We start from the raw sequence: 25,394 nt of genomic DNA on the forward strand, positions 1-25,394 counted from the left end.
ACGATGATCGGGTTGCGCGGCGGGGGCCACGCGTCCTAGAAAAGCAGTCGGGTGGAGATATGCATCGCGGTGGCGGACTGGGCGAGGGGACTGATGACCTGGGTCCTCGACGTGCCCGGCGGGGAAGGCACCGGCGCGACGCGGAGGAAGCGAGCGAGGCACGGCAGAGCGACGCACGTCAGACACAGGGTGTACCGGGTGAGCCCGAGCGGTACGACCGGCGGACCGACCGGCAGCTGGAGAGCCAGCTGGACCGGCCGTCCGACCGCCGGTTCGACCATCGGGCCGACCGCCTGAGGGCGGGGAGCAGGAATGGTGGTCGGGTGGGGGTGACATACAAATACTTCGGCGCGCCCGACGGCGCGACCGCGGCCCGCGTCCCCATCTCGATGCGCCCCGAGGAACTCGGCGGCGACGAGCTGGGCATGAACGGCATGTTCACCAAGATCAAGCCGGAGACCATGGCCGCGATGGTGCTGACCGGCATCGAGGGCGTCCCCCTGCACAAGGTCCCGCCCCTGGAACTGGTCGTCCTCCACCCCGACTACGCCGTCGTCAAGCTCCCCATGACCGTCGTCGACCCCCTGCGCGGCATCGGCGAGGAAGCGGTCGGCGCGGCGGCCTTCATCTGGTCGACGGTCCCGGACCGGGGCGGCCCACGGGACGCGTTCAACGTGTACCAGCTGCTGCACGAGTGGCAGGACTTCTCGCATCGGCTGCATGAGGCGGGGCATCAGCCGTATTGCCTTGTGTGGCCCTGAGCTGGGATTTCTCGGGTGGCGGGCGGGGTTTTCGGACCCCGCCCTCGTCATGTGCCAGGAGGGGCCTTCAGGCGGCCAGGGCACATTGGGGGCACATTGGTTTCGCCGGGGGCACCGATGTGCCCTGGGCTCCCCCTGCCGACTCCTCCATGAAGGCGTCGTCGATCGCCTTGCGGGTCCGCGTCTCGCTGGACGGCAGCAGATGCGTGTACGTCCGCAGCGTGAAGCCCGGGTCCGAGTGGCCGAGGTACTCGGAGAGCGCCTTGATGCTCTCCCCCGCATCCAGGAGCACGGAGGCGTAGGCGTGCCGGAGGGCGTGCATCCCGTCCTCCCGGGCCGCCTGGAGGTACCTCGCGCCGCGCTCACGGGGAGGGATCACGCCGGCGGCGGCCAGGGCGCGCTTCCAGTCGCCCATGTTGAAGACGCTGCGGTTGTACGCCCGCCCCTTCTGGTCCACGAAGAGGAGACGGAAGGTCTTCGGCTCGCCGTCCGGCTTGGCCCAGGGCAGGGTGACCTCGACCGGCGGGAACTCCTTCATGTGCGCCTTGAGGGCAGCGGCAAGCTGGGCCGGTAGAGGCACGGACCGGATCTTGTTCCCCTTGGGCAGCGCGAAGACGGCCTTCGTGCCGACGAGCCGCACCTGGCGGTTGACGTGGATCCAACCGGTCTTGAAGTCGATGTCCTCGACGGCGAAGCCGAAGACCTCGCCCTGACGCAGGCCGCAGCCGAAGGCCAGCTTGCCGCCAGCGTGAAAGCGCTTGGGCAGGCCGGCGATGACTGCGCGAACGCGCTCCAGCGGCCAAGGGATGATCTTCTTCTTGGTCGCGGTCGGCAGCTTGACCGACTTCGCCTTGCAGGGGTTCTTCGGCAGCAGCCCGTCCTCCACGGCCGCGCCGAGGATGCTGGAGAGGATGTCGAAGATGCCCTCGATCGTCGACACCTCCAGGGCGGCGTCCTGAAGAGTGCGGATCCAGCCCTGGATGACCGAGGGCTGGTTGAGGGAACGCAGCTCGCGTCGCCCGAGGTGCTCGACGATGTGGTTGCGGACCGTCGCCTCATAGCGGAGGGCTGTCGTCGGACCGACGGAGTTCGCGTCCAGCCACTTCTGCGCGTAGGCGCCGAGCGTCTGCTTCGTCTCGGCTGGCACGACGTAGGAGCCGCGCCGGATTTCGACGTCGACCTCAGCGGCCCGGTTGTCCGCCTCGGCCTTGGTGTCGAAGTTCTCCTTGCGCTGGCGGCCGTCCAGATCGCGGTAGCGGACCTGCCAACGCTTGCCGACGCCGTGATCAGCGGTGGGGACCATCTGCCGCGTACGGCTCTTGTGTTCACCGCACTCGGCCTCGGTGGGCTTGGGGTGGGACTTGTGCCAGCGGTCGTACACGTCAGCCAAGAAGAACCCCCTGGATGCACTCCCAGATCTGGATTGGAGAGGTCTCCAGAGGCAGCAGGACTGCGGGCGAGACGCCGAGGGCGGCGGAGATCGCGACGAGGTCGTCGACGTCGCAGCGGCGGTGGGCACGCTCGGTGCGGCTGAGGGCGGTGTTGGACATCGGACGGCCCAGCGCGGTACATCGGGCAGCCAGCTGGTGCTGGGTCAGGCCGCGCGCGATACGTATTCGCTCTATGGCGCGGGCGGTGTGGAGGCCGGCGGGGCCTATTTCGACGGGTCGAGTTGCCATGACAGGTAGCTGTAACTTGCAGCTGGCCTTTATGGCAAGAGTTGGCTCTAAAACTCTACAGAACTCGCCGCCAGGTGACCGTGGGCGGCGTGGCGTTTATCTCTCCTATTCACGAGGCGCGCACGGGCAATTCCCGCCGGTCGCTGCGCTAACTTGCCGTCGCGCGGAAAGTTTGGGTGTTTTGAGCAGGTATATACCGATGTGCTCACCGCCCGCTCCAGCCCATTTGCGCACCTACCTAGTCACCCTTGGCCTGCGACAACGGCCGGCACCGACCCTGAGGGGACCCCTCGTGGGCTCAAGGACGAGGACGTAGCCGCCGACTTTTTGGTCAACGGCCGATCCGCCTCTACGGTTATTCCCCCTCCCAGCCACGCCGAGGGAATTAGTGGAGAGTTTTAGAACCAACGCTGGACTTCTTCGCTCGCGGTGTGGCTGTGTTGTCCAGGCACGCTGTCCATGACCGAAAAGGAGCCGTATGCCGAATACCGCTGCCCGCAACGCCAACGCCTCTTCCACCGCCGACGCTGCCAGGCGGGGTCCGCTGGCCACCCCGGCGGAAGTCGCCGCCTACCTCGGCGTGCCGGTGAAGACCCTCTACCAGTGGAAGTACCGGGCCATCGGCCCCAACGTGCACAAGGTCGGCCGCCACCTGCGCTACCGCTGGCACGAGGTGGACGCCTGGGTGACCAGCCAGTCCGCGTACGACCTCGCGTCCTGAAGCCGCCGGTCCAAGCCCCTGCTCCGTCGCCCTTGAACGATCGAACCGGTGGGCCGGGCCTTGCCCGTCCGGCCCACCAGGGAGGAATGCCTGTGGACGAACCTACGTCTTCCGCCACCGCCCCCGCTCCCCCGACCTCAGCCACCGACGAGGAGCCGACGCGACCCGATGAAGGGGCCCTGCTACTGGACGAGTTGCGGGCAGCCATCGCGCGGTACGTGATCCTGCCGAGCGGCGAGGCGCTGACCGCTGTGACGCTGTGGGTGGCCGCCACCCACATCCAGCCCGCGCTCCAGCACGCGCCCCGTCTCGCGGTGGTCGGGCCAGCGAAGCGGTGCGGCAAGTCCCGCCTGCTGGACGTGATCACCGAGACGGTGCGCGAACCGCTGATCACGGTCAACACCAGCCCAGCGGTGGTCTTCCGCGCCATCGGCGACGACCCACCCACCCTGCTGGTGGACGAGGCCGACACCATCTTCGGCAGCATCAAGGCCGCCGAGAAGAACGAGGAGCTGCGCGGCCTGCTCAACGCCGGCCACCAGCGCAACCGGCCCGCCCTGCGCATCTCCGGCCCGGAGCACAAGCCGCAGGCGTTCCCCACCTTCGCGATGGCCGCACTCGCCGGCATCGGGGACCTGCCGGACACGGTCATGGACCGGGCGGTGGTGATCCGCATGCAGCGCCGCAAGGACGGTGAGCGGGTGGATCAGTTCCGCTCCCGCCGTGACATCCCTGCCCTCCACGGTCTGCGCGACCGGCTGACCGCCTGGCTCCGACCCCTGATGGACACCGCAGCGGATCTGGTACCGCCGATGCCGGTGCAGGACCGTGCGGCGGACACCTGGGAGCCACTGGTGATCGTCGCCGAACTCGCCGGCGACACCTGGCCCGAGCAGGCCCGTACCGCGTGTGCGGCCATGTGCGCGGCCGAGGCGGGCAAAGACGACGAGTCCAACCTGAAGACGCGCCTGCTGCAGGACATCCGCCGTGCCTTCGCACGCTGCGGAGATCCCGACATCATGCGCACCCGTGACCTCCTGGACGAACTCCTCAAGGATCAGGAGGCGCCTTGGGCTGAGTACGGCACCGCCGGCCTGAGCCCGCGCCACCTGGGGATCCTCCTGAAGGACTTCGACATCAAGGCCGCCACCCACCGCTTCGAAGGCGGACGGCAGGCCAAGGGCTTCGCCCGCCTCCGCTTCATCGACGCGTGGGCCCGCTACTGCCCCGAAGAGCCGACGGCCGACAGCGGCGACGAGAACGACGCCCACGTCCCGAGCCCGCACCCGTAAAGACTCGTCGCACTCGTCGCATCGCAGGTCAGCCCCGCGACGGGTGTCCTCGCTGTGACGAGTCCACCCGTACCACGGCGGCCATCCGTACCTGCCTGACCAGGCATGCGACGGGTGCGACGAGTCACTGCCCTTCCCGCCAGCCCCTTGTGCCCATGGCACCCGCCATCGCCTGGAGTACGCCGCTTGCCTTCACGCACCACCACGTCCCCCGTGCCGGTCTTGACCGCCGCGATCCGCCTCGGGGTCGCCCTGGTCGGCACGATCGGCTTCGCCCTCTCCTACGACGCCCTGCGGCAGATGGCCGTCGCCATCCACATCCGCGGAGTGCTGACCTACACCTTCCCGCTCGTGATCGACGGGTTCATCGCCATCGGCGTCGCCGCCCTGCTCATCCTTCGTGCCGCACCATGGCGTTCTCGTCTGTACGTCTGGGCACTCGTCGGCCTCGCGACCGTCACCAGCATCTGGGCGAACGCCCTCCACGCCGTCCGTCTCAACCAGCAGGCACACACCGCCGGACTCCACCTCGACAACGTCACCGTTGGCGCCCTGTCCGCCATCGCCCCACTCGCGCTCGCCGGCGCTGTCCACCTCGATCTTGTGATCCGCCGCCACCCCGCACCCCAGGCCGACGAAGCCGCCGCCACAAAGAGCCACAACGTCCCCGACCCCGGCCACAACACCATCGAACCGCCCGCCCCTGCGGAGGACGACGCCGGTCTGCCGGCGCAGGCCGAAAGCTTGCCCGATGTGGCCGAACCCCCGAACACGGCAGAGGAAGCGGTCGATGTGCCGCAGAAGGCACACGCCAACACGGATGCGCACGAGCACGACGCAACCTTCGAAGAACTGCTCGTCGTCGCGCGCACCGCACCGTTGGGACGCGGAGGTCGCGCCTCACGCCGCAACATCGAGACTGCCATTCGAGCCGCCAGGTACCGCATCGGCAAGGACCGTCTGACGCAGATCAAGGACCGGGTGCAGGCCGAACTCGACGAGTCAGCCCGTCGTGCCGAGCCCGGCAAGGAACCCGCCGGTGTCCTCTGACGGCCACAGACGCTTCCGTCCCCACAACACCCGCAACGGTGCTTGGAGAAACCGCCCGATGCATGACGACCACGAACTCCCAGCTTGGCAGCCCGAGATGACCACCAACGCCAACCAGCCAGCAAGGTATGCCGTTGGACCGTCCAAGGGCCGTTCCAACAGGGATGCCTCCGCCCCAGGGGTGGCGAAGGCCATCGGGCACCAGGGGGCGCCCGAGGAGGAGGAACACGCCGACGCAGGGACCGGCGTGCTCCCGCGCGCCGCCGAAGCAGCCGCCCTGCACCGCATCGCCCGTCGCCGCAAGCGCAAGGACACCCAGCGCAAGGAACGCGTCGACGTGCGCTACAGCATCGAGGAGAAGGCCGCGATCCTCCGCAAAGCCCGGTCGCTGAACATCGCCGGCGCCCACTACGTCGGCGCTGTTGTCATGGCGCACATCCATGGCGACCTTGCCCTGCCCGGCCAGCGCACCCCGCTCGATGACTACATCGACGAGCTGACCGCCCTGCGCGAGCAGGTCGCCAAGATCGGCAACAACGTCAACCAGATCGCCCGGAAGCTCAACGCGGGCGGCCATCCACGCCCTGGGGACAACGCTGCTCTGACCCATGCCGAGCGCACCCTTACGGCGGTCCGTGCTGCCGTCGGCGAGATCGCTGCAGCCGCTAACCAGGCCGTCACCAAGAAGGCGGCCTGATGATCGCCAAGATCAGCAGCGGCAAGGACACAGCCGGCCTGATCCGCTACCTCTTCGACACCAAGAGGGCCACGGACCACACCGACCCTCACCTCGTCGCCTCCTGGGACGGTTTTGCCCCCGACCCCGGCCGAAGCGACGACTTCGCCGCCACAAAGAAGCTCCTGGTGGCTGACCTCGACCTGCGCGTCAAGCAAGCCCGCCGACTGGGACGTGCACCAGAGCGGCATGTCTGGCACTGCTCCGTCCGAGCCGCCACAACCGACCGCCACCTCAGTGACGAGGAATGGGCCCACATCGCCCGCCGTGTTGTGGCGGCCACCGGCATCGCGCCACAAGACGACCCGGACGGCTGCCGCTGGGTCGCCGTCCGCCATGCACTCGACCACATCCACATCGCCGCCACCAAGGTCCGAGGCGACCTGAGTACCGCGCGCCACTGGAACGACTACCTCACCGCCGACCGCGAACTCGCCAAGATCGAGAAGGAGTACGGTCTTCACCAGGTCGTGCGCGGAGACCGCACCGCCGCCAAGCGCCCCACTCGCGCCGAGCAGGAGAAGGCCCGCCGCGCCGGCAAGGCCAAGACCTCCCGCGAGCACCTGCGCACCACCATCCGGCAGCTGGTGTCCATCGCCACCAGCCCCGAGGACTTCCTTCATCTACTCGAGGGCGTTGAGGGCGTGCTCATCGACGTCCAGCACTTCCCCTCCGGCGACGTGCGCGGCTACAAGGTCGCCCTGGAAGGCGACACCAACGCCGCCGGCGAGCCGATCTGGTTCTCCGGCGCCAAACTCGCCCCCGACCTGTCCCTTCCCAAGATCGCGGAGCGCCTCACTGCCATCGACACCGCGCCGGCCACCGAGCCGGGCAGCCGACGCAGACCCAACCCCTGGCACCAGGCCACCGCCGCGGCCGAGCGCATCCCCCACCACCTCGACCACGGCGACGACGAAGTCGCCCAGGCCCACATCGCGGCTCTCGGTGAGGCCATCGACGTCCTTCCGCTGCTCGCCCCCAGCCACCTGAGGCCACAGCTGCAGAAGGCCGCCACAGCGTTCGAACGTGCCACCCGCTCCCGCATTCGCGCCCAGCAGGACCATGCCCGCGCCCTCCGGGGCGCCGTACGCGCCCTGCGCACCGCCCCGGTCACCGGTGACGGGTCCGGGCTGGCGATGTTCCTCGACATCGCTGTCCTCGTCGTCCTCGCCGCGGCCCGCTGGCACCAGGTCCACCGGCACGACCAGCAAGTCGCCGCCGCTCACCAAGCTCTGGTCCACCTGCAGGCCGCCTACCATCAAGCCGCCGCCGGACCGCTTACCGCCCTGGCCCAGCGTCAGCCACCGGTCCGCACCATGGAACGGCACGCCCAGCGGATCCTCGTGATCCTGCCCGACCACGTCCAGCAGGTCCTCGACGACCCAGCCTGGCCGGCACTGGCCGCCGCCCTGACCGAAGCGGAGAACGCGGGTCACGACCCCGAGCAGCTTCTCCAGCACGCCGCACGGCTGCGCACCCTGGACGAAGCCCGCTCCACCGCCAGGACCCTCACCTGGCGAATCCAACGCCTCGCCGCCCGGCAGGTCCCCAGCGACCAAGCACGAGCCGCCCAAACCAGCACGAGCGTTGCAGCCCGGCCTGGTCTGACGGCATCCGCTCGCCACCGGTGATTCCGGCGCTGGCCCACGACACAATCCCTCATGGCGTTACCAGCCGGACGCGTAGATCCGCTGCAGCGGCCTCTGCCTATGCAGCTTCAGCCTCACGCAGAGGCGAGGACTCGCTTCCCCGGAGCGTGGACACCTCCGTAGCCCATACCGAGACCTCCGCAAAGTGCTCCGGTTGGACACCCTCTCGGGGATTGGGCTGGATCAGGAGAGTCGGCAACCCGCGGGCGACACGCTCCGCTGACCATTCGTGGTCGAGGCTGGTGAAGTCGTCGTCGATCCACACAGCGGGCGCGTCGCCCAGCCAGGCGTCGACGTGGTCGCGCTTCCACAGGTAGCCGTTGGGGTGGCTGGTGGTGATGTCGGGGCGTGGCAAGTCGACGTGCGGTAGTGGCGGGAGGCCGAGAAGGGGGCCGATCAGGGTCGTCGCGTCCTGGCGCCAACTGGTGCACCAGACGGGTGTGAGGAGGCCGGTACGCATCAAGTCCATGAGCGCGGGACCGTGGGCGGGGTTGAGCCAGATGGTGACCGGGTCGTCGGCACTGCGGCCTGTGGGTACGACCTCGTGACGGGCATGGGTGGCGGGGGTGGTGCCATCCGCGTCGGGGAAGGGTATGAGGACGCCGTCGATGTCGATGAGCAGGTAGGGACGCATCGGTTCCTCCACGGAAGCCGGGGCAGGTGTCAGAGCTTGCGTGCCGTGATCAGCAGGGTGGTGGGCCAGCGGCCCTGTCGGGGGTCGTGGAAGTCCTGGGCGGAGGCGAGCCACAGGCCCGCGCGGTCGAGGTGTTTCTCCCAGCGGCTGGCATCGAAGTCCCAGCGAGCGACGGGCAGGCGGGTGCGGTCCGGCAGCGTGACGTAGTCGCGGCGGGGTCGGTCGTCGGCAGCGGGGGCCCGACCGCCGCGCTGTGGGTGGGGGACGGAGAAGGCCAGGCTGCAGCCGGGCTTGAGGCGGTTGGCGATGGCGGGGAGCAGGAGTTCGGGGGCGACGAGGCCGATGGCGCCGAAGACGGAGTAGATCGCGTCGAACTGCTCGTCGGTGGCCTGCAGGTAGTGCAGGGCGTGTCCGGCGACGAAGGTGAGGTTGTTCAGCCGTCCGTAATGTGAGCGGGCCCTGCGGACTTGCAGGCCGACCAGGTCGACGCCAGTGACGTGGGCCGCGTGCCGGGTGGCGAGGCATGCTGCGTTGTGGCCGGGTCCGCAGCCAAGTTCGACCACGCGCTTGCGGCGCAGGTCAGGGCCGAGGATCTCGGCGCCGGGTCCGATGCCCGGCCGTGTGGTCCACTCCATCCGGGCGGGTGGGGCGAGTGGTTCGGCCGGGCCGGCGGCCGTGCGCTGGAGGGCGTGGGCGTACCAGGGGGAGGCTTGGGCGAGCACCTACACCTCCAGGAGCTGGAGGACGTCGGTGAGGTGCCTGCAGACGACCTTGATGTAGGTGGGGTCGGTGGCGGGGTCGTTGATCCAGCGGATGGACTGCTCCATGAACCACTCGACGGCCCACATGCGGTGCCAGCCCAGCGCCCACTTCTCCGCGGGCAGGCCGCCCCGCTCCGCGAGTACGTCCGGGGTGCCGCCTTCGGTGACGTAGGACTCCAGGAAGACGCGGAGGCGCATGGGGTCGGGGTCGTCGAGGGTGCCGTGCCAGCTGGCGAGGTCGAGCAGTCCGGGTCCGGTGAAGGCGCGAGCGAAGTCGAGCAGGCGCCAGCCGCGTCGGCCGATGTGGAGGCTGGTGGGGTGGAACTCGGAGTGCACCCAGCCGAACGGGGCCAGGGTGGTTCCCTGCGCGCGGGCGTCGGCGGCCTGGGCGATCTGGTTGAGGGCCTGCTCGATGTCGCCGGTGTCCTGCCACCGGTCGGCCTTGCGGAGCTGGTCGAGGTGGTCCAGGGCGTGGCTGGGCAGGGCCCGTAGCCCTTCCTCGTGCATTACGGGCAGCGCGCCGGCCGTGCGCGTGCGGTGGAGAACCACGGCCGCGGCGGCACCGTCGAGGTCATCCGCTTCTCGGATGGGGGTGCCGAGGTCCTCCAGGAGCATGCCGAGCCAGCCCTCGATCCGGACCGAGTGGTAGACCTTCGGGACGGGGGTGCCGAGGGTGTCGGCCAGCCGTAGGGCCTGGTCCTCGCTGTCGAAGGGCCTCTTGGCGTACTTGAAGATCCGCGTGCTGCCGTCGGGGAAGGTCACGCGTTCGACGCCGGACATCGACCACACCCTCACCTCCTCGCGCTTGGCGGCGGTCTGGTTCGCGACGATGCACAGGTTGGCGAGGAGATCGGTGGTGAGGTTGTCGTTCACGGGGACTCCATTACGGTCGTGACGGCATCCGGGGCGGGCGAGCGGACCTGCCCGCCCCGAAGCCTTGCTGCTGGTCTTACGCGGCGGGGCTCACGCGGTGGGCGTAGACCTGCTCGATCCAGCCGGCCTTGAAGGCGGCCAGGTCATCGCGGAAGTTGGCCATCGAGGCACCGTAGGGCGCGACGACGCCGCCGGACTGGTCCGGCACGGACTGGCAGCCGTGCACCAGACGTCCGCCGAGGGCGGCGTGGGCCTTGATGGACTCGATGCGGCGGTGCTCGTTGAACCAGCCGCCGTGGTAGACCTCGTCGAGCATCCCGCCCATCTCGTCGTCCAGGTCGAAGACGACCGAGGTGGCGGCGGGGAAGAACCAGCACGGGCCGACGTTGGAGATGTGCCCGTCGAGCTCAACCTTGTTGAGTGCCATGAGCGTGGCCGCCTCGCGCAGCATCCGCAGGTGGTCGGCGGTGATCTGCGGCAGGCCGAGCCCGTCGAGGTGGTCGTCGCGGAACAGGTAGGCGTACACCTCGTAGGCGGTGGACAGCACCCGGGCGGCGTCCGAGGTGGACTCGCCATGGGCCTTGATGAAGTCCAGCGCGAGCTGCTCCACCGCGCTCTCAGTGGTCTCCTGCACGTCCAAGAGCTGGGACTTGACCAGCTCCCAGTCGGCGACGAGCCAGGTGTTGGACTCGAAGCGGAAGAAGTACTCGGCCGGGTCGATCGTGATGCGCCGGCCGTCGACCTGGATGCCCGGCAGGCGGCTCCAGCGCTCGTCGAACGCCTGCGGCAGTTCGACCGTGATGGCCTTGGTGTCGATGGTGGTCACCGTGTCTCCGTCTCTGATCGGCGGGTTCGGGCACAGGAGTGCCCGAACCCGGAGAGGGTGTACGGAACTTCGAGGGCCGCCCGGCCGAAGGGGGGAGCCGGGACTGCGGTCGGGCAGTTCCGGGCGGCTGTGATTAAGTGAACAGTCGGTCACGCACAGTGGGTACGGAGTGGGCGAGGCCAAGCGGTATACGCGGTTTACAGCCCCAGGACGGAGGAGGTCATGGCGGCACCCAACAGGCCCAACATCCGTTTACGCGAGGCCATCGACGCGATCGGCTGCACGTACGACGCGCTGGCCAGGGACGTGCGCCGGATCGCCGCGGAGAACGGCGAGATCATCGGCACCAACAAGTCGGCGATCTCCCACTGGGTCAACGGCACTCGGCAACCGACAGGGCAGACCGGCCACTACCTCGCGGAAGCTCTCTCCCGCAGGGCCGGTCGCACCGTCACCCTGACCGAGATCGGCCTGCGCGACCCCGAGGCGCCCCTTCCTGACGACCCCGATCCCGTCGTCACGGCCACCGACCTGGGCCGCGCCGACGTCGAACGACGCCGCTTCCTGGCTGTGGCCGCCTTCACCACCGCAGGCGTGGTCATGCCCCTGGCCTACGACCATGAGGCTGCGTCCCGCATGCTCCGCGCACGCACGGGCCGGACCCTGGTAGGAGCCGAGGACGTCGACGTGATCCGCCAGATCACTGCCGCGTTCAGCGCAGCCGACGAACGCCTGGGCGGCGGTCACGGGCTGACCACCGTCACCGCCTACCTTGCCGATACCGCCGCCCCGATGCTCCGCGCCCGCTTCGCATCAGAAGCCTTGCGCCGGGCCGCCTTCGGCGCCGTCGCCGAGCTGGCCTACCTCGCGGGCTGGAAACACCACGACCTCGGTCAGGAGGGCGCCGCCCAGCGCTACTACCAAGTCGGCTACCAGCTCGCCTGCGAAGCCGACCCGCACGGTCACGCCGCATGGATGATGCGCGCCCTCGCCCACCAGGCCCTCAGCCTCAAACAGCCCCACCATTGCGTCGACCTCGTCGAAGGCGCCCTCAGCCGTGGACTTGGCTACGTGGACGGCCAGACCGAGGCACTACTCCACATCACCCACGCCCGCGCCTTCGCCGCAGTCCACGAAAAACCCGCAGCGGCCCGCGCCCTGCTCGCCGCCGAAGACGCTCTGCTCCGCGACGACGGCCCCCAGGCCAGCTTCTCCCTCGTCAGCGGCCCCGCCGCCGGCACCGTCGCCAGCCACACGGCCCGCACCCTCACCGATCTCGCCGATCATGTCGGAACCGAGCAACAGCACCGCGACGCGCTCGTCCGCTGGGATCCTGAGAAGTACAAGCGCGTCCACGCCCTCACCTACGCGGACCTCGGCGACAGCCTCGCCGCCCAGGCCCGCGCCGATGAGGCAGTCGCCGCCTGGAACCAGGCCCTCACGCTGATGGACGGCATGACCTCCGACCGCACCCGCAAGGCGATCACCTCCATTCGCTCGACGCTGGCGGTCTACCAGCGGCGCAAAGTCCCCGGCGCCGCCGAACTCGCCCGTCGCGCCCGAGAGGCGCTCGCCTAACATGCCCACCAACCCGGCCGACGAAGGGACCCCCGTGGCTCAGCCGACAACCGATGACCAGCCCCAAGCGCTCAAGCCCGCCGTGGAATCCATGACCCTGCTGGTCGCCGCCGTCATCGTCCACGACAAGGCCACCAACCGCGTGGTCCTCCTCCAGCGCAGCGACCAGGCCAAATTCGCCAAGGGCATGTGGGACCTCCCGGTCGGCAAGAGCGAGCCCGGCGAGCCGATCACCGAGACGGCCGTCCGCGAGCTGTACGAGGAGACCGGTCTGACCGTCAGGCCAGAAGCGCTCAAGGTCGCCCACATCATCCACGGCGCCTGGGGCGTGGAAGCCCCCAACGGCTTCCTCACCGTCGTCTTCGTCGCCCACGAATGGTCCGGCGAGCCCGAAAACCGCGAACCTAGCAAGCACGCCCAAGTCCGCTGGGTCGACGCCAACGCCATCCCCGACGAATTCGTCGAGACCACCGCCAGTGCCCTCCACCGCTACCTCAGCGGCGGGCCCCAGGTGTCGCTGGACGGCTGGAAATAACTGAGCGCCTCTTCTGGGGAAGAAGTCTCGCCCCACGGCGTGATGAGTGACCGCGTCCAGCGTTCCCAAGTTTCCTCGGTGAACGCCCGGCAGGACACGTCGGCGAAGAGGGAGACCATGACGTACGACCGCGACCGCATCGAAGCCCTACTCGACGAGGGAGTCCGCGACAAGGTGTACCCGGGCGCCGTCTGGGCCGTCGGCGATGCCACGGGCGTCCTCGCCCAGGGCGCCACCGGCGTCCTCGACCCCGACGAGCCGGACGTGCCGATGCGCACCGACACCGTCTTCGACGCCGCGAGCCTCACAAAGATCCTCGCCGTCTGGTCCTCCATCGGCGCCCTGTGGGAAGACGGAACCCTCGACCTCGACCAGCCGCTCGGCGCGTTCTGGTCCGAGGTCGCCGGCCATCCACTCGCCGCCGTAACCGCCCAGCAGTTGCTGACGCACACCGCCGGCGTTCCCCTGCGGGCACAGCTGAAGAACCTCTATGGCACCAAGCCCGAGGAAATCCGCCGAGGCGTCCTCCGAGAACAACTCCATCGGGCACCCGGAGAAGCTGTCGAGTACACCGACCGGGCCGCCCTCATCCTGGGCTACCTCGCCGAACACCTCTCCGGCCAGCCCCTGGACCAACTGGCCACCACCCGCGCCTGGCACCCACTGGGCATGGCCTCCACCCGCTTCGGCCCCCTGCCCGCCGACCTCGCCGCCCGCTGCGCACCGACCGAACTCGACCAGGACACCGACACCCACCTCAAGGGAGTCGCCCACGACTTCTCGGCCCGCCTCCTCGGCGGCGTGTGCGGCATCGCCGGGGTCTTCACCGTCGTCGATGACCTCGCCGCCTTCCTCCGCTACATGCTCGCCCCTGCCACGTCCTCTTGGCGGGCCGGTTTCGGTAGCAAGTGGGCCACCTGCTCCCTGACCAAGCAGACGGGTGATCTCCAGCCGGCTCGCGGCCTGTTCTGGCATCCGGCTCCCGGCACCACTGCCGAGGAGGAGGTCTGGGTCCACTACGGCTTCACCGGCACAGGCATGTGGATCTCCCCCATCGACGGCCGGTGGGCGGTGCTTTTGACCAACAAGCTGTACTACTCCCGCGACCGCGAACTGCTGAACGGTGTCCGCAACGCCTTCCGAAAGCTGGCTTTCACCTAGGAACCGGTCCCCCTGGCGTGGGACGTTTCGCTCGGATTGGTTCGGAGACCCGGTGGGCGGAGATCGCGTCGCGTGCGGGTTTCACGGGCGGCAGCGCTGTGCTGTGTTCAGGGGGCTGCGCGGCGCCCGGTGCTGGTCCACCAGAGCCGGGGCGCATCCTGCAAACCTGCCGCGACAGGGCAGGGACGGGGTGGCGCCCCGCCCTTACCCCGCCGGCCCTCGGCTGTGAGGTGCGCGTCCTTCGACGCAGCCGCTTCCGGTTGCGGCCGACGTACGGTTGAAGTACCGAGGGCATCACGCACTCCGGCCCCACGCCGGGTCGTCCTCGGCGAGAGACGAGTGAATCCGGGCCGCCCCCGTGGTCGGCGCGGAGACGGGTCGGCACCATGTCCGCCGCGGTCGAAGCAACTCAGCGCAAGCTCATCACGGGCAGGAACCGCGCCGAGCGCCCGCGCAGGTCCGCAATCCCGCCGAGGAGAGACGTGATGGCCCTTTCCCGGCTGGACATCTATCGGCGGAACCGAGGAGAGCGGACGCTCGTCACGCTTGCCGGCGACATCGGGCCGGCCACGACGCCGCTGCTGCGGGCCGCAGTGGAGCAGTGTCTGCTGGACGGCGTCACCGAGATCGACATCGACCTGACCACGGTCGGCTCCTGCGACGCCCGGGGCTTGGACGTCCTCCTGTCGGCAGCACGTCGCGCCGGCCGGGTCCACGCCCGCCTGCGGCTGCACCATCCGTGTGCTCAGATCGCCCGGCTCCTCGATGCCACCGGATCGTCGTCGCTGCTCCTTGCGGCCCCCGTGATTCCCGTGCCGCCCACCGCATCCAGCGACCTCATGAGCACCGCGGCGCGGGCGCCCGAGGACCCCGCTCGTCGGGCGGATCAGCCGGTCCTCAGGGACGGTATCCGCCTTCGCCGGCTGACCCGCTGGCAGGCGGAAGACATGCGCGAGGACATTGCCGACCTGGCTGCGCAGTCCGTCGCGGGCACCGTCGGAGAGGCGTACCACGATCGCGGAGACTTCCTGCACCGCTTGGCGGTCACCGCCCACCGCCCCGGCTTCGCCCTGCTGGTCGCCGAGACGACGGTGCTGGTCGGTTGCGCCTTCGGTTTTCCGGTGGGCTCTGACGGCTCCGACGGCCGTAAGGACGGCGGACCGCTCCAGGAGATCATCCAGCGGCTCACCTCCCGTGCGCGGTTCGTCGTCCTCACCCAGGTCGTGGCCCGTCCGCACGTTCAACACCGCGACATCGCCCACCGCTTGCAACAGCGTCTCCTCACAGACCTACACTCCTCCCTCGGCATCACCCTGCTGCATCCTGCCGACCAGACAGGACAAGCCGCCTTCTCGTCCTGGGGCTGGCAGAACATGGGTGAGGTCGTGGGGCTGCACGGCGCCGTCGCCCCCTGCGTGCTGACCTTGTCCGCCCAGGCAACAGCTCTTGCCCGCCGGTGATGCGGCAGTGCGAGGGCTGCGCGCCACGCCGTCCGCCACGCCGGGAGTAATCTGAGACATACCGAGAACTTCCGGGCGCACGATGACGGCGGCGCCGTTCCCGGCGAGTAACACGAGACGGGCAGCCGGAAACCGCACCGCCCGGAACGGGATCGCACGATGAACGCCATCACACAGCCCGCCGAGGGTACGGCGCCAGGTGACGGACACTCCTACCGCATGCCCTTGCCCCGGCTCCGTCTCACCCCGGACGTCAGCCATGGCCCGCTGGACGGCGCATGGTGGCCGCGCTGCGACGCACTGGAACTGGAGTTGCCCGTGCTGGTCGGCTCCCTGGACCCGAGCATCGGCACCATCACCCGCGTGACCGTGGGGACGGCCGCCTGGCCCGATGCCCCGCAGGAGGTGATGGCACCCGGGCACGTGATCGAGGTGATGCTGACCGATTCCGCCGCCGAGGCGCATGCCATCACCGTGGACTGCGACACCGTGGGGCGCTGGGAACTGCTGGTGATCCCCCCGGACGAGTCGGCCCGAGTGGCCACCCGGCTGCTGACCGCCGCCGCCGACCCCGCCAACCCGCTGTCGGCTCCGCGCCTGCTGGCACTCGCCGAGAGCGGCCTCGACGGACAGGACACCGGGGAGCCGGAAGGAGGAGCCGGACCCCAGGTAAGCAGCCCAACCGGCTGCACCCGACCGGCGGACCGGGCATCCACGACCGCATGATGGAGCCATGGCACCGACAGATCCGTTGTCATCCCGGCTCACCCCCGCCCGAGGCGTGGCCGCGGAAGGTGAGGGAATGGCGGCAGGACGGCGCCCGGGCCGGTCCGAAAGCTTCGGGGAAGCGCTCCTCGGAAAGATCCTGGACAGCGCGCACGAACTCCCACCCCATCTCATCGGGCCCCTGGTCGCCGACGTGATGGAGCGGCTCGGTGGCCGCCGTCCGCAGGTGCTGTTGCAGGACTACGGCCAGTTGGTGCTCGTGCCTCTGCCCGGTGAGGGACTCACCGGTGGGGAGCCGCAGGTGATCGACGACTCCGACGCGGGCCGCTGCTTTCTCGACGCCGTCCCCGTGGAGGTGCCTCAGGAAGACGGCGTCCGGGTCCATCTACCCCTGCTGGACGGCGGTGACCAGGTGGGAGTCATGGCGGTGACGCTGGACAGCGTCGATGACGACGACCGCCGCCTGCTGCTCAGAATCTCCGGCCTGGTGGCCGACCTTCTGGTGACCAAGCACGGCTACTCCGACCTGTTCTTCGACGTCCGACGCGATGAGGCCATGAGCGTCGCCGCGGAGATCCAGTGGTCCCTGCTGCCACCGCTGGCCATGATCATGCCCCGGGTCGCCGTGGCCGGAATCCTGGAACCCGCCTACCACGTGGCCGGCGACAGCTTCGACTACGCGCTGAACGGTGATGTCCTCCACGTGGTCATGATCGACGCGATGGGCCACGGACTGGACGCGGCCACGATGGCCACCGTGGCCATCGGCGCCTACCGCCACGCCCGCCGCTCCGGCATCGGACTGTCGGAGATCTACGCGTTCATGGACCGCGCCGTGGCCGAGCAGTTCGGTCCCGAGCACTTCGTCACCGCGCAGATGCTGCAGCTGGACACCACCACGGGGCGGGTGCAGTGGGTCAACGCCGGGCACCCGCCGCCGATCCTCGTCCGCGACCACCGCGTCGCACAGCGTCTGGTCGCCCCGACGACCCTTCCCGTCGGCCTGGGCGGTATGGAGCCGCGGGTGAGCGAACTGGGGCTGGTGCCCGGGGACCGAGTCCTCTGCTTCACCGACGGAGTGGTCGAGGAACACAAGAGCGGCGGGGAGGAGTTCGGCGAGGACCAGCTGATCGACTGTGTGAACCAGCTGGAGAGGACCGGCCGCGGCATCAGGGCGGTGACGCGCTCCCTGTCCCACACGCTCAAGCAGGCGCGCGGCGGACAGACCAGCGACGACGCGACGCTGCTCATGGTGGAGTGGCGCGGCTGACCTCTCGTCCCCGCCGTCCGTCACCGTTGCACGGCGGCAGGTACCGCACATCCGTACGACCACCGCCCCTCGCCGCCAATGAACGCGGAGTAGTGTGGGCAGTACCGAGGGCATTTCGCACACCGGCTTCCACGCCGGGTCGTCCCCGGCGAAGGATGACACCCGGGCCGCGGCACAGGTGGCCCGGAGACAGGTCCGCACCATGTCGGCGACCTTGTACCCCACCCTGCCGCACCGCGAGCCCGTCGCAGCCCCGGCCGCGCGTCTCGCGCTGAAGACCGACGGCGCATCCCGCGGGCTGCTGGACGGAGCCTGGTGGCCACGGTCCCGGGACCTGCTGAGTGAACTGCCGGCGCTCACCGACCTGTTGGACCCACTGTGGGGCCGCATCACCCGTATCGCCGTCAACCCGGAACACTGGCCGGCCATCCCCCGCAAGATCCCCGTGAGCGGGCACATCGTCAAGGTCGGCTGGTTCACGTCGGAGATCGACCCGCACAAGCTGCTGCTGCTCTCCTACGGCACCAGCCGCTTGGATCTCCTCGTCGTTCCGCCCGAGACCGGGGCGCAGTCGGCGGCCCGTCTGATGGCAGCCGTATCCGACCACGACGACCCGCTCCTGACCGCGAGCGCGCTCATCGCCGCGGAAGCGGCCCGGCATGCCGTCTCCCCCACCGACCAGACCTTGGGCCCGGACGAGGCATGGGAGTACGAGGGCGGCGCCTCGGCGGTGTCCGCGGCCGTCACCGGACAGACCGGTCCGCCAGGGCCGGCCAGCCGGCTGATCATCGGTATGTGAGGTGGCCGCCATGAACGCCTTCCTGACGGCCGTCGCTTTCCTGGTCCTCGTCGCAGTGGCGGCGTACGTGATCCACCGGCTCGGGCTCCAGCACGCCGACAGGATCGCGGCGTACCGGTACAGCACTCCCCGGCCCGGTCGCCGTGACCGTGGCGCGCCCCAGCCGCACCCCGCACCATGGGTCGGCATCCGGGCGTCCGACCGGCCGCCCGGCCCCACCGCCCACCCGGCCCGCGGCGACGCGAGCCCGGGGCGTGGACGCAGGCTCTGGAGCACCCGAGGTTCCGAGCATCCGAACCGAGGCGTCATGACTCTTCCACGGCTGAACGTCTACCGGCACGACCGGGGCGCGCGGGCCCTGGTCACCCTGGCCGGTGTGATCGACCCCGTCACCGCGCCCCGGGTGCGCGCCGCTCTGGAGCAGTGTCTGCGGGACGGGATCACCCTCATCGACGTCGATCTGACCACCGTCGACCGCTGTGACGACAGCGGCCTGCGCGTCTTCCTCGACGTGTCGGAGCATGCCGCCGAGGCCCAGGCGTTCCTCCTGCTGCACCACCCCTCCCCGCAGACCGAACGACTGCTCATGGACACGGGCTCCGACGGTCTGCTCTACCCGATGAGGCCGAAAGGGGCGCGCCCTCAGCGGGCCTGACGTCGACAGAAGCACCCCAGGGAACGGGCCACCGGACGGAGAGCGTTGGTGCGCCGGTCAAGCCGTACGGTCGCGCCCCGCGCCGCCCCGTCAGCCCACAGGACCACGCCCGCTCCCGGTGTCGATGAGGATCTGTTCCGCGTCGCTGACGTTGTCCACCCGGACCGCTTGGGCCATCGCGGCACGGGCGGCATCCAGTGCCGCGTCGGGCGGGACGACCAGCAGCGAGAAGATGTCCCGGTCGCCCCGGGTGATCAGGACCGTGTCGTCACCGACCGGGAAGGAGTCGATGTGCACCACGTGGTCGTCCACGACGATACGCGTCGGGAGACCCTCCCAGGCGGAGGCATCCAGCCCCACGCGGGACACGGGGCCGAGGTGGGCGACGAGGGCACTCAACAGGGCGGGCAGCTCGGCCCCGATGTCGCGCGAGCGCGGCCACCACGCGCCGTCAAGGACGCCTTCGCGTGATTCGGTCGTCTCCAGCCGGAGAAGCGCGCACCCTGGCCGCACCGCCTCGTGGACGCCACTGGGCAGACGCCGGGGAACAGGTGGTGTGTCCGAGCTGGTCATGATGACCACCCGTCTGTAGGGCCGGTGCGACGACGGGACTCCGTTCCGCAGCTCCCACGCTACTCCTGGCGCCACACTCACCGACGTCTGCAAGATCGCCCGCCCTCTCGCCCCCGACGGAACGGAACCAGCACACATGAGGCCGGGAAGCCCCGTGAACACTGGAGAACTACGGAGTGGTATTTTCCCAGGCCAGACGCACTCCGACCGACGTTTCCGCAGGTCACAGCCCTGCCCAGGGAAAACCCCTAAAGCGGGTGTCGCAGGTTCGAATCCTGCCGGGGGCACAGAGAAACACCGATGACGAAGTCGACGCCCAGCCGGCGAAGGTGACAGCCGGTGGCAAGCCCGGACTGGCCACCACCGATCACCACGACCGGAGCTGCCCGCGTCACTCCGCGGCTTCCCGGCCGGGCAGGGAGACGAGGGCCACCAGTGCCAGTCCGGCCACGGCTCCGACGAGCTGCATGCCGATGAACCCCGCGATCGACGCGGGGGCGATGCCGGCGAAGGTGTCGGTGAAGGCGCGGCGCCCCTGCTTACACCGCCGCCGGAGCCGAGAGACGGCCATTCCGGTGTGGCGAGCCCGGGGCGCCTCAGGTGCGCTGCAGCTCGGCCGAAGCGACTCGCATCGCGACTTCGCCCCGGTCGCCGCGAGCAAGATTGCCCGCAGCCGTACACCAGCGGCAATCGGCGTCCTGGCGCGAGTCCTGGAGGCCCCGTTCACGGCTACGCGGCCGATGGATTACGGAGCCGAGGTCGCCATCATCCCCGTGCAGCAAGGCAGTAGCCAATAGGAAGTGGGTAAGCGCCTCGCCAGCTGCGAGCGTGTTCAGGGGCATCACGCTGGGCGCCGGCACTCCAGGCACATAGCGGGCTCTTTCGCGCTCATCAGCTGGGTGCATCTCGATAGCCAGCTCCGTACGGTCGATGAGCCTGTTGCACCAGAAGCACCCGACGCCAGGAGCGATCAGACGAGTGGCCGTGTGGATCTGGCCGATTTCTCCGCCGCCAACGACGGGGATCTTCACCCCCACCTGCGTAGCGGGGATCAGGTACTCCTGCACAACCGCGTTGACCCAATGCCGAGCAGCATGACTGTCCGCGGCAAGGAAGATCCAATCTGTCCGGGACAGCTCACGGAGAGATTCGTGGTGCTCCACCCGCCGCGGAATGGGAGCCAGTCGAACGCTTGGATTGGCCCGTATAGCATTGCGGGCCGCGACGTTGGTTTTGAGTTCGCCGACATCGCCGCGCTCCGCAGCGACCAGGCGCGGAAGGTTTGTCGCATCGACGGTTTCATCGTCGACGAGAACCAGTCCGCCAACCCCGAGTCGAGCGAGTTCTTCGACGAGGAGGCTCCCGACGCCGCCCAGGCCGACAACCGCAACGCGCATCCGACTGAGCGCTTCCTGGCCGCGGTCACCAAGAAGTCTCGCCTGCCGGTCCCACAGAGGATCGCAGACCGCAGACCCAGAAGGGCTCTGTCTCAGGCGAACCAAATTTCCCGACGGGATGACAGTCTCGCTCAACGCAGCTCGACCGCCATCAGGGAGCCACAGGTCGCCAGCTGCTGCATGGGGGGTGAAGACGACACCTCCGACGATGTGCCCACTGATCTGTCGCAGAGCGGGGTAGCCGCGTTCATGGCTAGCCAGGTCAATACGAGAGAAGCGGACGCTGTCCCCGCCGGGATGGCAGTGGACGGCAAGATAGGCGAGCCGTTCCTCCCGAGCTCGGACGATCGCGTTGCGCACGAAGGTCGGGGACAGCGCACGGTAGCCGACCTCACCTGGCACGTAGTCCTCACCGTCCCGGGCGATAAACAGCTCGCGGGCCAGCAAACGCGGTCCGCGGGGGCCTTCTGCTTGATCAGCAAGGAGGACGGCACCATGTTCCTCACCGTCGGAGAACAGGTGGCTGGACAGCGCACTCCAGAGCCGGGGCGGGATAGTAAGGCTCCAGCCATCGCTGGGTGGGTTTACTGGTCGGCCAGCCATCGTCGGATCCTCTCGGCCTTAAGAGCCGCGCTGTCCACACGTGGATCGCGGTGGTTGGAACGGCGTGAGATCTGCAACGCGGGACGGTCTCGCCACTGCACATGCTGAATGGCTGGCCCGTGCGCCTGTCCGTCGGTGCGGCTCAGGACACCGCAGTAGTGGGGATAGATGTCCGCGTCTGGATAGGCGGCGCTGATCTGAAAACCGAGCCATGTCGACTGTGAGGTGTAGGCGGGGCCGATGATGACCTCATCGATGGTCACGATCACTCCGCCGGCGCCGTCCGTCTCCACCACGACCGAGTGACCGGCAAAGTGGGCACGGACGGCTTCGACGGCTTCGGCGATGGCCGGAGCGACGTTGATCACGAGTTGTCATCCGGAGGGACGGCCAGGAATTCCTGGTGCGCATGCACGCGGATCTGATCACTGTCGTCCACGACTTCGTAGCGACCGTTACCTCGACGGACGGAGAGCTGGAAGCGGTCGTCGACGGGCAGGCCCTGAGCACCTGCGGCCTGCTTGATCTCGAGACCGGTGACCTCGCGATCCGGCAGCTCGACCGGCTGACCGTTGACGGTCACAGTGATCGGGTGAGGCCGAGGCGGAGACGTCTGCGCGGTCACCTCATCGTGGGCGGTCATAGCCGTACCTCGTTTCACGCGGGTTGGAGCCAACGCTCACAATGTAACGAGAGCGTCGCAGTGTTTCGAAAGTCGAACACCGCGGCCAGAGTAGCACCTTCTTGTTCTGGATGTCGAACACCGTTGGAAAGTAGACTGACCACCCGATACCGAGGAGGAAGGCGATGGCCCGGACTCGCGTAAACGTGTCCGCCCTGTACGCGGCTCTCGACGCCGCGAAGAACGAGAGGCAGCTGTCATGGCGACAGCTCGCCGCCGAGGTAGGCGTTAGCCCCTCGACCATGACGCGCATGGCCAACGGCAACCGACCGGACGTGGATGCCTTCGCGGCCCTCGTGCGATGGCTCGGCATGCCAGCCGAAACCTTCATGGTTGATCCTGACGGTGCGGAGGAATCGACTCAGCCAGCCGAGCCCGAGCTGATGGCCCAATTGGCACCTCTTCTCAGAGCACGCAGCGACCTGGGGGCAGAGGACGTGAAGTACTTGGAAGAGGTGATCGGAGCCGCCGTGCGCCGCTTCGCCTCCGATCGGGAAGCCCGTTCGAGGTGACGCGTGGATCAGGGGTGGACTAAGAAGGCTCTTCAGCAGCTTGCACTTGACGTCCGCGAGGAGATAGGCGTCGGACTACACGACCGGCTCGACCTCCAGGAACTGACGGACGAATACTCGATCCCCGTTTATCCCTCGGATCAGCTCGCCGGCGACGGCTGCTCCGACGAGGCGCTGGAGCACTTCTCGCTCCGCCGTCCCGAGGCGTGGTCGGCGGCACTGGTGCCAGTGGGGACAGCGCGGTTCATCGTGGAAAACAGTGCGCACACCCTCCAGCGCCGCAGGTCCAACGTGGCGCACGAGATGTCGCACCTCCTGCTGGAGCACGAATTCGACGGCATCCTCTTCGCTGACGGCGGCTGCCGTGCCCTCGGCCCCGAGATGGCCGCGCGGGAACAGGAAGCCGCCTACCTCTCCGGAGAACTCCTGATTCCAACCAAGGCCGCCGTGTCCGCAGCTCTGTCGAGAAGGTCTGACGAAGAAGTCGCAAAGCAATTCGACGTGAGCCTGCGCTTCGCCGCGTGGCGCATGAACGCCTCCGGCGCTCGGAAGATCGCCCAGCGGACGCTACAGAAGCGGGCTGCGGGAACCCGCCGGTAGGAAAGTCGCCAGGGCACATCGAGGGCACATGAGCCTGGGAAACGGTGTTGACCTGTGAGAACTACGGAGAGGAGTCTCCCCAGCTCAGCTGCCTTTTCCGTGCGAACCCCCAGGCCAGCGCCCCGCCACCCCCAATTGCTGCACGAGTGGCAGGACTTCTCGCATCGCCTGCATGAGGCGGGGCATCAGCCGTATTGCCTGGTGTGGCCGTGAGCTGAGGTTTCCCGGGGTTCCGGCGGAGTCTTCGGGTCCCGTCCCCGCTCGCGTCGTACCTCGGTCAGCCGGTGCTGTCCCGGCGGGGTTCGCCGTGTTCGCCGTGCTCGCCGTGGTGGTGAGGGCAGCAGACGCCGGGGGTGTGCCGGTGGCCGGTCGTCGGTGAGGTGCTCGCGGTGACCATGAGCGCCACGCACTGGGCTCGTTTCGCGCTGTCGACCATGCGGTCGCTGTCGGAGGCGGCGTTGGCCAGGCTCGCGCAGCAGACGGTCAGCAGCAGGAGGGCGCCGGCCAGGAAGGGCAGGCTGCGGCGGGCGGGAGGGGGCGCCAGCAGGGCCCGTACCCGCTGGGGCACCTCCCCGCCGGTCACGGCGAGGGCGGGGCTGGGCGCGCCGGCGGACGCGAGGGCGGCGTGGCCGACCGCGCGGGCGACGACCGACCGGTCCCCGACCTTCGCGGCTGCCTCCTCGTCGGCCCAGCGCTCCAGGACGAAGGCGCCCGTGCCGGCCAGCGGGCGCAGCAGCGGGTTCACGGCGGCCGTGAGCCGCCACAGGCTCAGGAACAGATGGTGCCTGCCGCGCAGATGGGCCCGCTCGTGCGCCAGCAGGGCCTCGCGCTCGGCGTCGCCGAGACAGCGCAGCATGCCCCGGGAGACCACGATCCGTCCGGGCCTGCCGGGCAGGGCGAAGGCCAGCGGGGCGTCGTCGTCGAGCACGGCCAGCTCCGTGCCACCGCGCAGCCCGGCGCACTCCCGGCGCGTCCGCACCACCTGGCGCACCTGGCGGAGGGCGGCCACGCCCAGCGAGACGACGCTCGCGGCCAGGACGCACGCGCTGACGGCCGCGACGACGAGATACACCGGGTCCTCGGCGCGCAGCGCGGTCACCGACCAGTGGCCCTCGGCCGCGACCTCGGGGATCTGCGCGATGCCGGTGAAGGCCAGCAGGGCGAGGGAGCCGGTCCAGCCGATCGCGGTGACGAGCGCGGCGCAGGCCAGGGCCCAGGCGGCGGGGCGCGGGGTGAGCCGTCGTGCGAGCCGGGGCGCGAGCAGCGTGAGGACCGCCGTGACGGCGAACGGGACGTAGACGCTGATCAGCACCGGCTCACCGCCTCCCGTCGGAGCCCTCGCCCCGAGCCTCGGGCCCGGACAGCAGCTGGTGCAGCAACTGCTCGTCGGCCGCGGAGAGTTCGGACACGAAACGGGTCAGCACCGCCTCGCGGTCGGAGCCCTTCTCCAGCAGTGACCGCATGCGCCGGGCCGTGTCCGAGGCCTCGTCCCGCACCGGCGCGTAGGCGAATCCGCGGCCCTCCCGGTGCCGGACGAGCATGCCCTTGTCGTGGAGGCGGGACAGGATCGTCAGGACGGTGGTGTACGCCAGGTCGCCGGGCAGCCGCTGCAGGACCTGGCGGGCGGTCAGCGGGCCGTCGGCGGCCCACAGCGCGGCCAGCACATCGCTCTCCAGCTCGCCGCGCGCACGCCGGCCAGAAGTGTCCCGGTTCTTCGGGTCGTTCACCGTCCGTCCTTCCTCGCCTTGGCCAGGACAGGCTACCCGGTCACCTCCTACTAGTTGTAGGAGGTATGCTCCGACTTCGACGCGCGAACTACTACATCTTGTAGAGTCCCAGCTCTCCCACGGCCGGAGGACCA

General features: G+C 69.3%; 28 protein-coding genes and 1 pseudogene. 16 read left to right on the top strand and 13 right to left on the bottom strand.

The features are described from left to right. The first annotated feature begins 323 nt into the window (after window positions 1-323). Window positions 324-761 (top strand): hypothetical protein, encoded by a 438-nt coding sequence (locus ABB07_RS16620; RefSeq protein ID WP_003974483.1) that lies wholly within the window; start codon window positions 324-326, stop codon window positions 759-761. A 67-nt stretch (window positions 762-828) separates the two neighbouring features. Here the strand turns inward: ABB07_RS16620 and ABB07_RS16625 are convergent, their stop codons facing one another. Both ABB07_RS16625 and ABB07_RS16630 read right to left on the bottom strand, forming a co-directional pair. Next, the gene (locus ABB07_RS16625) at window positions 829-2,142 is read right to left on the bottom strand and encodes a tyrosine-type recombinase/integrase (RefSeq protein WP_208903480.1); all 1,314 of its coding nucleotides are present in this window, start codon (window positions 2,140-2,142) and stop codon (window positions 829-831) included. A gap of 1 nt (window position 2,143) precedes the next feature. Further along, the gene (locus ABB07_RS16630; RefSeq protein ID WP_208899434.1) at window positions 2,144-2,440 is read right to left on the bottom strand and encodes a helix-turn-helix domain-containing protein; all 297 of its coding nucleotides are present in this window, start codon (window positions 2,438-2,440) and stop codon (window positions 2,144-2,146) included. Window positions 2,441-2,918: 478 nt separating this feature from the next. Here ABB07_RS16630 and ABB07_RS16635 point away from each other — a divergent pair, with 478 nt between their 5' ends. The 5 genes from ABB07_RS16635 (at window position 2,919) to ABB07_RS16655 (ending at window position 7,870) form a co-directional block, all read left to right on the top strand. Further along, on the top strand, window positions 2,919-3,161 hold the full coding sequence (locus tag ABB07_RS16635) for a helix-turn-helix transcriptional regulator (RefSeq protein ID WP_079173374.1): 243 nt from the start codon (window positions 2,919-2,921) through the stop codon (window positions 3,159-3,161). A gap of 86 nt (window positions 3,162-3,247) precedes the next feature. Next, on the top strand, window positions 3,248-4,453 hold the full coding sequence (locus tag ABB07_RS16640; RefSeq protein WP_208899435.1) for a DUF3631 domain-containing protein: 1,206 nt from the start codon (window positions 3,248-3,250) through the stop codon (window positions 4,451-4,453). 213 nt (window positions 4,454-4,666) lie between these two features. Further along, on the top strand, window positions 4,667-5,503 hold the full coding sequence (locus tag ABB07_RS16645) for a DUF2637 domain-containing protein (RefSeq protein WP_244189390.1): 837 nt from the start codon (window positions 4,667-4,669) through the stop codon (window positions 5,501-5,503). A 58-nt stretch (window positions 5,504-5,561) separates the two neighbouring features. Then, the gene (mobC, locus tag ABB07_RS16650; protein WP_208899437.1) at window positions 5,562-6,200 is read left to right on the top strand and encodes a plasmid mobilization relaxosome protein MobC; all 639 of its coding nucleotides are present in this window, start codon (window positions 5,562-5,564) and stop codon (window positions 6,198-6,200) included. Next, window positions 6,200-7,870, top strand: coding sequence for a relaxase/mobilization nuclease domain-containing protein (locus ABB07_RS16655; RefSeq protein ID WP_208899438.1), 1,671 nt, complete (start codon window positions 6,200-6,202; stop codon window positions 7,868-7,870). The genes mobC and ABB07_RS16655 overlap by 1 nt, the downstream gene beginning before the upstream one ends. A gap of 76 nt (window positions 7,871-7,946) precedes the next feature. Here ABB07_RS16655 and ABB07_RS16660 read toward each other — a convergent pair whose 3' ends face one another. The 4 genes from ABB07_RS16660 to ABB07_RS16675 all read right to left on the bottom strand — a co-directional run bounded on the left by ABB07_RS16660 (window position 7,947) and on the right by ABB07_RS16675 (window position 10,982). Continuing rightward, window positions 7,947-8,522, bottom strand: a complete 576-nt coding sequence (locus tag ABB07_RS16660) for a hypothetical protein (protein ID WP_208899439.1) — start codon at window positions 8,520-8,522, stop codon at window positions 7,947-7,949. Window positions 8,523-8,551: 29 nt separating this feature from the next. Beyond that, entirely contained in the window at window positions 8,552-9,244 is a 693-nt protein-coding gene (locus ABB07_RS16665) for a class I SAM-dependent methyltransferase (protein ID WP_208899440.1), read from the bottom strand. Beyond that, window positions 9,245-10,156 (bottom strand): phosphotransferase family protein, encoded by a 912-nt coding sequence (locus tag ABB07_RS16670; protein ID WP_208899441.1) that lies wholly within the window; start codon window positions 10,154-10,156, stop codon window positions 9,245-9,247. Window positions 10,157-10,232: 76 nt separating this feature from the next. Next, on the bottom strand, window positions 10,233-10,982 hold the full coding sequence (locus ABB07_RS16675; protein ID WP_208899442.1) for a hypothetical protein: 750 nt from the start codon (window positions 10,980-10,982) through the stop codon (window positions 10,233-10,235). Between the two features lie 222 nt (window positions 10,983-11,204). On the opposite strand from ABB07_RS16675, the gene ABB07_RS16680 reads away from it, so the two are divergent. From ABB07_RS16680 to ABB07_RS40850, 8 genes are all read left to right on the top strand, one after another. Next, window positions 11,205-12,560 (top strand): helix-turn-helix domain-containing protein, encoded by a 1,356-nt coding sequence (locus tag ABB07_RS16680; protein WP_208899443.1) that lies wholly within the window; start codon window positions 11,205-11,207, stop codon window positions 12,558-12,560. Between the two features lies 1 nt (window position 12,561). Continuing rightward, entirely contained in the window at window positions 12,562-13,095 is a 534-nt protein-coding gene (locus tag ABB07_RS16685; protein WP_208899444.1) for an NUDIX domain-containing protein, read from the top strand. 117 nt (window positions 13,096-13,212) lie between these two features. Further along, window positions 13,213-14,256, top strand: a complete 1,044-nt coding sequence (locus tag ABB07_RS16690) for a serine hydrolase domain-containing protein (protein ID WP_208899445.1) — start codon at window positions 13,213-13,215, stop codon at window positions 14,254-14,256. 485 nt (window positions 14,257-14,741) lie between these two features. Continuing rightward, on the top strand, window positions 14,742-15,716 hold the full coding sequence (locus ABB07_RS16695) for an STAS domain-containing protein (RefSeq protein WP_208899446.1): 975 nt from the start codon (window positions 14,742-14,744) through the stop codon (window positions 15,714-15,716). A gap of 159 nt (window positions 15,717-15,875) precedes the next feature. Next, a complete protein-coding gene (locus ABB07_RS16700; RefSeq protein ID WP_244189392.1) occupies window positions 15,876-16,442 on the top strand; it encodes a DUF5994 family protein in 567 nt (188 codons plus the stop codon). A 76-nt stretch (window positions 16,443-16,518) separates the two neighbouring features. After that, window positions 16,519-17,712 (top strand): PP2C family protein-serine/threonine phosphatase, encoded by a 1,194-nt coding sequence (locus ABB07_RS16705; RefSeq protein ID WP_208899447.1) that lies wholly within the window; start codon window positions 16,519-16,521, stop codon window positions 17,710-17,712. A 94-nt stretch (window positions 17,713-17,806) separates the two neighbouring features. Beyond that, entirely contained in the window at window positions 17,807-18,511 is a 705-nt protein-coding gene (locus ABB07_RS16710; RefSeq protein ID WP_208899448.1) for a DUF5994 family protein, read from the top strand. A 10-nt stretch (window positions 18,512-18,521) separates the two neighbouring features. After that, on the top strand, window positions 18,522-19,166 hold the full coding sequence (locus tag ABB07_RS40850; protein ID WP_244189393.1) for an STAS domain-containing protein: 645 nt from the start codon (window positions 18,522-18,524) through the stop codon (window positions 19,164-19,166). Window positions 19,167-19,256: 90 nt separating this feature from the next. On the opposite strand, the gene ABB07_RS16725 is transcribed toward ABB07_RS40850, so the two are convergent. The 5 genes and pseudogenes from ABB07_RS16725 to ABB07_RS16745 all read right to left on the bottom strand — a co-directional run bounded on the left by ABB07_RS16725 (window position 19,257) and on the right by ABB07_RS16745 (window position 22,382). After that, entirely contained in the window at window positions 19,257-19,739 is a 483-nt protein-coding gene (locus ABB07_RS16725) for a DUF5994 family protein (RefSeq protein WP_189397165.1), read from the bottom strand. A 391-nt stretch (window positions 19,740-20,130) separates the two neighbouring features. Continuing rightward, a pseudogene (locus ABB07_RS16730) lies at window positions 20,131-20,268 on the bottom strand (aquaporin family protein); the annotation flags it as partial. A gap of 67 nt (window positions 20,269-20,335) precedes the next feature. Beyond that, complete coding sequence (locus ABB07_RS16735; RefSeq protein ID WP_244189394.1) at window positions 20,336-21,583, bottom strand: ThiF family adenylyltransferase; 1,248 nt, start codon at window positions 21,581-21,583, stop codon at window positions 20,336-20,338. A 137-nt stretch (window positions 21,584-21,720) separates the two neighbouring features. Then, window positions 21,721-22,107 (bottom strand): hypothetical protein, encoded by a 387-nt coding sequence (locus ABB07_RS16740; RefSeq protein WP_208899451.1) that lies wholly within the window; start codon window positions 22,105-22,107, stop codon window positions 21,721-21,723. Then, window positions 22,104-22,382 carry a multiubiquitin domain-containing protein gene (locus ABB07_RS16745; RefSeq protein ID WP_208899452.1) on the bottom strand — a complete coding sequence of 93 codons (279 nt, stop codon included), beginning with the start codon at window positions 22,380-22,382 and terminating at the stop codon, window positions 22,104-22,106. Before ABB07_RS16745 ends, ABB07_RS16740 begins: the two co-directional genes overlap by 4 nt. A gap of 164 nt (window positions 22,383-22,546) precedes the next feature. On the opposite strand from ABB07_RS16745, the gene ABB07_RS16750 reads away from it, so the two are divergent. Both ABB07_RS16750 and ABB07_RS16755 read left to right on the top strand, forming a co-directional pair. Then, complete coding sequence (locus ABB07_RS16750; protein ID WP_208899453.1) at window positions 22,547-22,933, top strand: helix-turn-helix domain-containing protein; 387 nt, start codon at window positions 22,547-22,549, stop codon at window positions 22,931-22,933. A 3-nt stretch (window positions 22,934-22,936) separates the two neighbouring features. Then, the gene (locus ABB07_RS16755; protein ID WP_208899454.1) at window positions 22,937-23,533 is read left to right on the top strand and encodes an ImmA/IrrE family metallo-endopeptidase; all 597 of its coding nucleotides are present in this window, start codon (window positions 22,937-22,939) and stop codon (window positions 23,531-23,533) included. Window positions 23,534-23,810: 277 nt separating this feature from the next. On the opposite strand, the gene ABB07_RS16760 is transcribed toward ABB07_RS16755, so the two are convergent. Continuing rightward, the gene (locus tag ABB07_RS16760; RefSeq protein ID WP_208899455.1) at window positions 23,811-24,845 is read right to left on the bottom strand and encodes a M56 family metallopeptidase; all 1,035 of its coding nucleotides are present in this window, start codon (window positions 24,843-24,845) and stop codon (window positions 23,811-23,813) included. A gap of 4 nt (window positions 24,846-24,849) precedes the next feature. After that, window positions 24,850-25,260, bottom strand: a complete 411-nt coding sequence (locus tag ABB07_RS16765) for a BlaI/MecI/CopY family transcriptional regulator (protein ID WP_208899456.1) — start codon at window positions 25,258-25,260, stop codon at window positions 24,850-24,852. Window positions 25,261-25,394: the final 134 nt, after the last annotated feature.

This window comes from Streptomyces incarnatus, assembly GCF_001027185.1.
GTDB classification, from domain to species: Bacteria; Actinomycetota; Actinomycetes; order Streptomycetales; family Streptomycetaceae; genus Streptomyces; species Streptomyces puniciscabiei.

Bases quoted from the DNA above. Each gene is read 5' to 3' on its own strand.
- ABB07_RS16630 (WP_208899434.1), bottom strand. From the start codon at position 2,440: ATGGCAACTCGACCCGTCGAAATAGGCCCCGCCGGCCTCCACACCGCC.
- ABB07_RS16635 (WP_079173374.1), top strand. From the start codon at position 2,919: ATGCCGAATACCGCTGCCCGCAACGCCAACGCCTCTTCCACCGCCGAC.
- ABB07_RS16640 (WP_208899435.1), top strand. From the start codon at position 3,248: ATGCCTGTGGACGAACCTACGTCTTCCGCCACCGCCCCCGCTCCCCCG.
- mobC (WP_208899437.1), top strand. From the start codon at position 5,562: ATGCATGACGACCACGAACTCCCAGCTTGGCAGCCCGAGATGACCACC.
- ABB07_RS16655 (WP_208899438.1), top strand. From the start codon at position 6,200: ATGATCGCCAAGATCAGCAGCGGCAAGGACACAGCCGGCCTGATCCGC.
- ABB07_RS16660 (WP_208899439.1), bottom strand. From the start codon at position 8,522: ATGCGTCCCTACCTGCTCATCGACATCGACGGCGTCCTCATACCCTTC.
- ABB07_RS16680 (WP_208899443.1), top strand. From the start codon at position 11,205: ATGGCGGCACCCAACAGGCCCAACATCCGTTTACGCGAGGCCATCGAC.
- ABB07_RS16685 (WP_208899444.1), top strand. From the start codon at position 12,562: ATGCCCACCAACCCGGCCGACGAAGGGACCCCCGTGGCTCAGCCGACA.
- ABB07_RS16690 (WP_208899445.1), top strand. From the start codon at position 13,213: ATGACGTACGACCGCGACCGCATCGAAGCCCTACTCGACGAGGGAGTC.
- ABB07_RS16695 (WP_208899446.1), top strand. From the start codon at position 14,742: ATGGCCCTTTCCCGGCTGGACATCTATCGGCGGAACCGAGGAGAGCGG.
- ABB07_RS16700 (WP_244189392.1), top strand. From the start codon at position 15,876: ATGAACGCCATCACACAGCCCGCCGAGGGTACGGCGCCAGGTGACGGA.
- ABB07_RS16705 (WP_208899447.1), top strand. From the start codon at position 16,519: ATGGCGGCAGGACGGCGCCCGGGCCGGTCCGAAAGCTTCGGGGAAGCG.
- ABB07_RS40850 (WP_244189393.1), top strand. From the start codon at position 18,522: ATGAACGCCTTCCTGACGGCCGTCGCTTTCCTGGTCCTCGTCGCAGTG.
- ABB07_RS16725 (WP_189397165.1), bottom strand. From the start codon at position 19,739: ATGACCAGCTCGGACACACCACCTGTTCCCCGGCGTCTGCCCAGTGGC.
- ABB07_RS16745 (WP_208899452.1), bottom strand. From the start codon at position 22,382: ATGACCGCCCACGATGAGGTGACCGCGCAGACGTCTCCGCCTCGGCCT.
- ABB07_RS16750 (WP_208899453.1), top strand. From the start codon at position 22,547: ATGGCCCGGACTCGCGTAAACGTGTCCGCCCTGTACGCGGCTCTCGAC.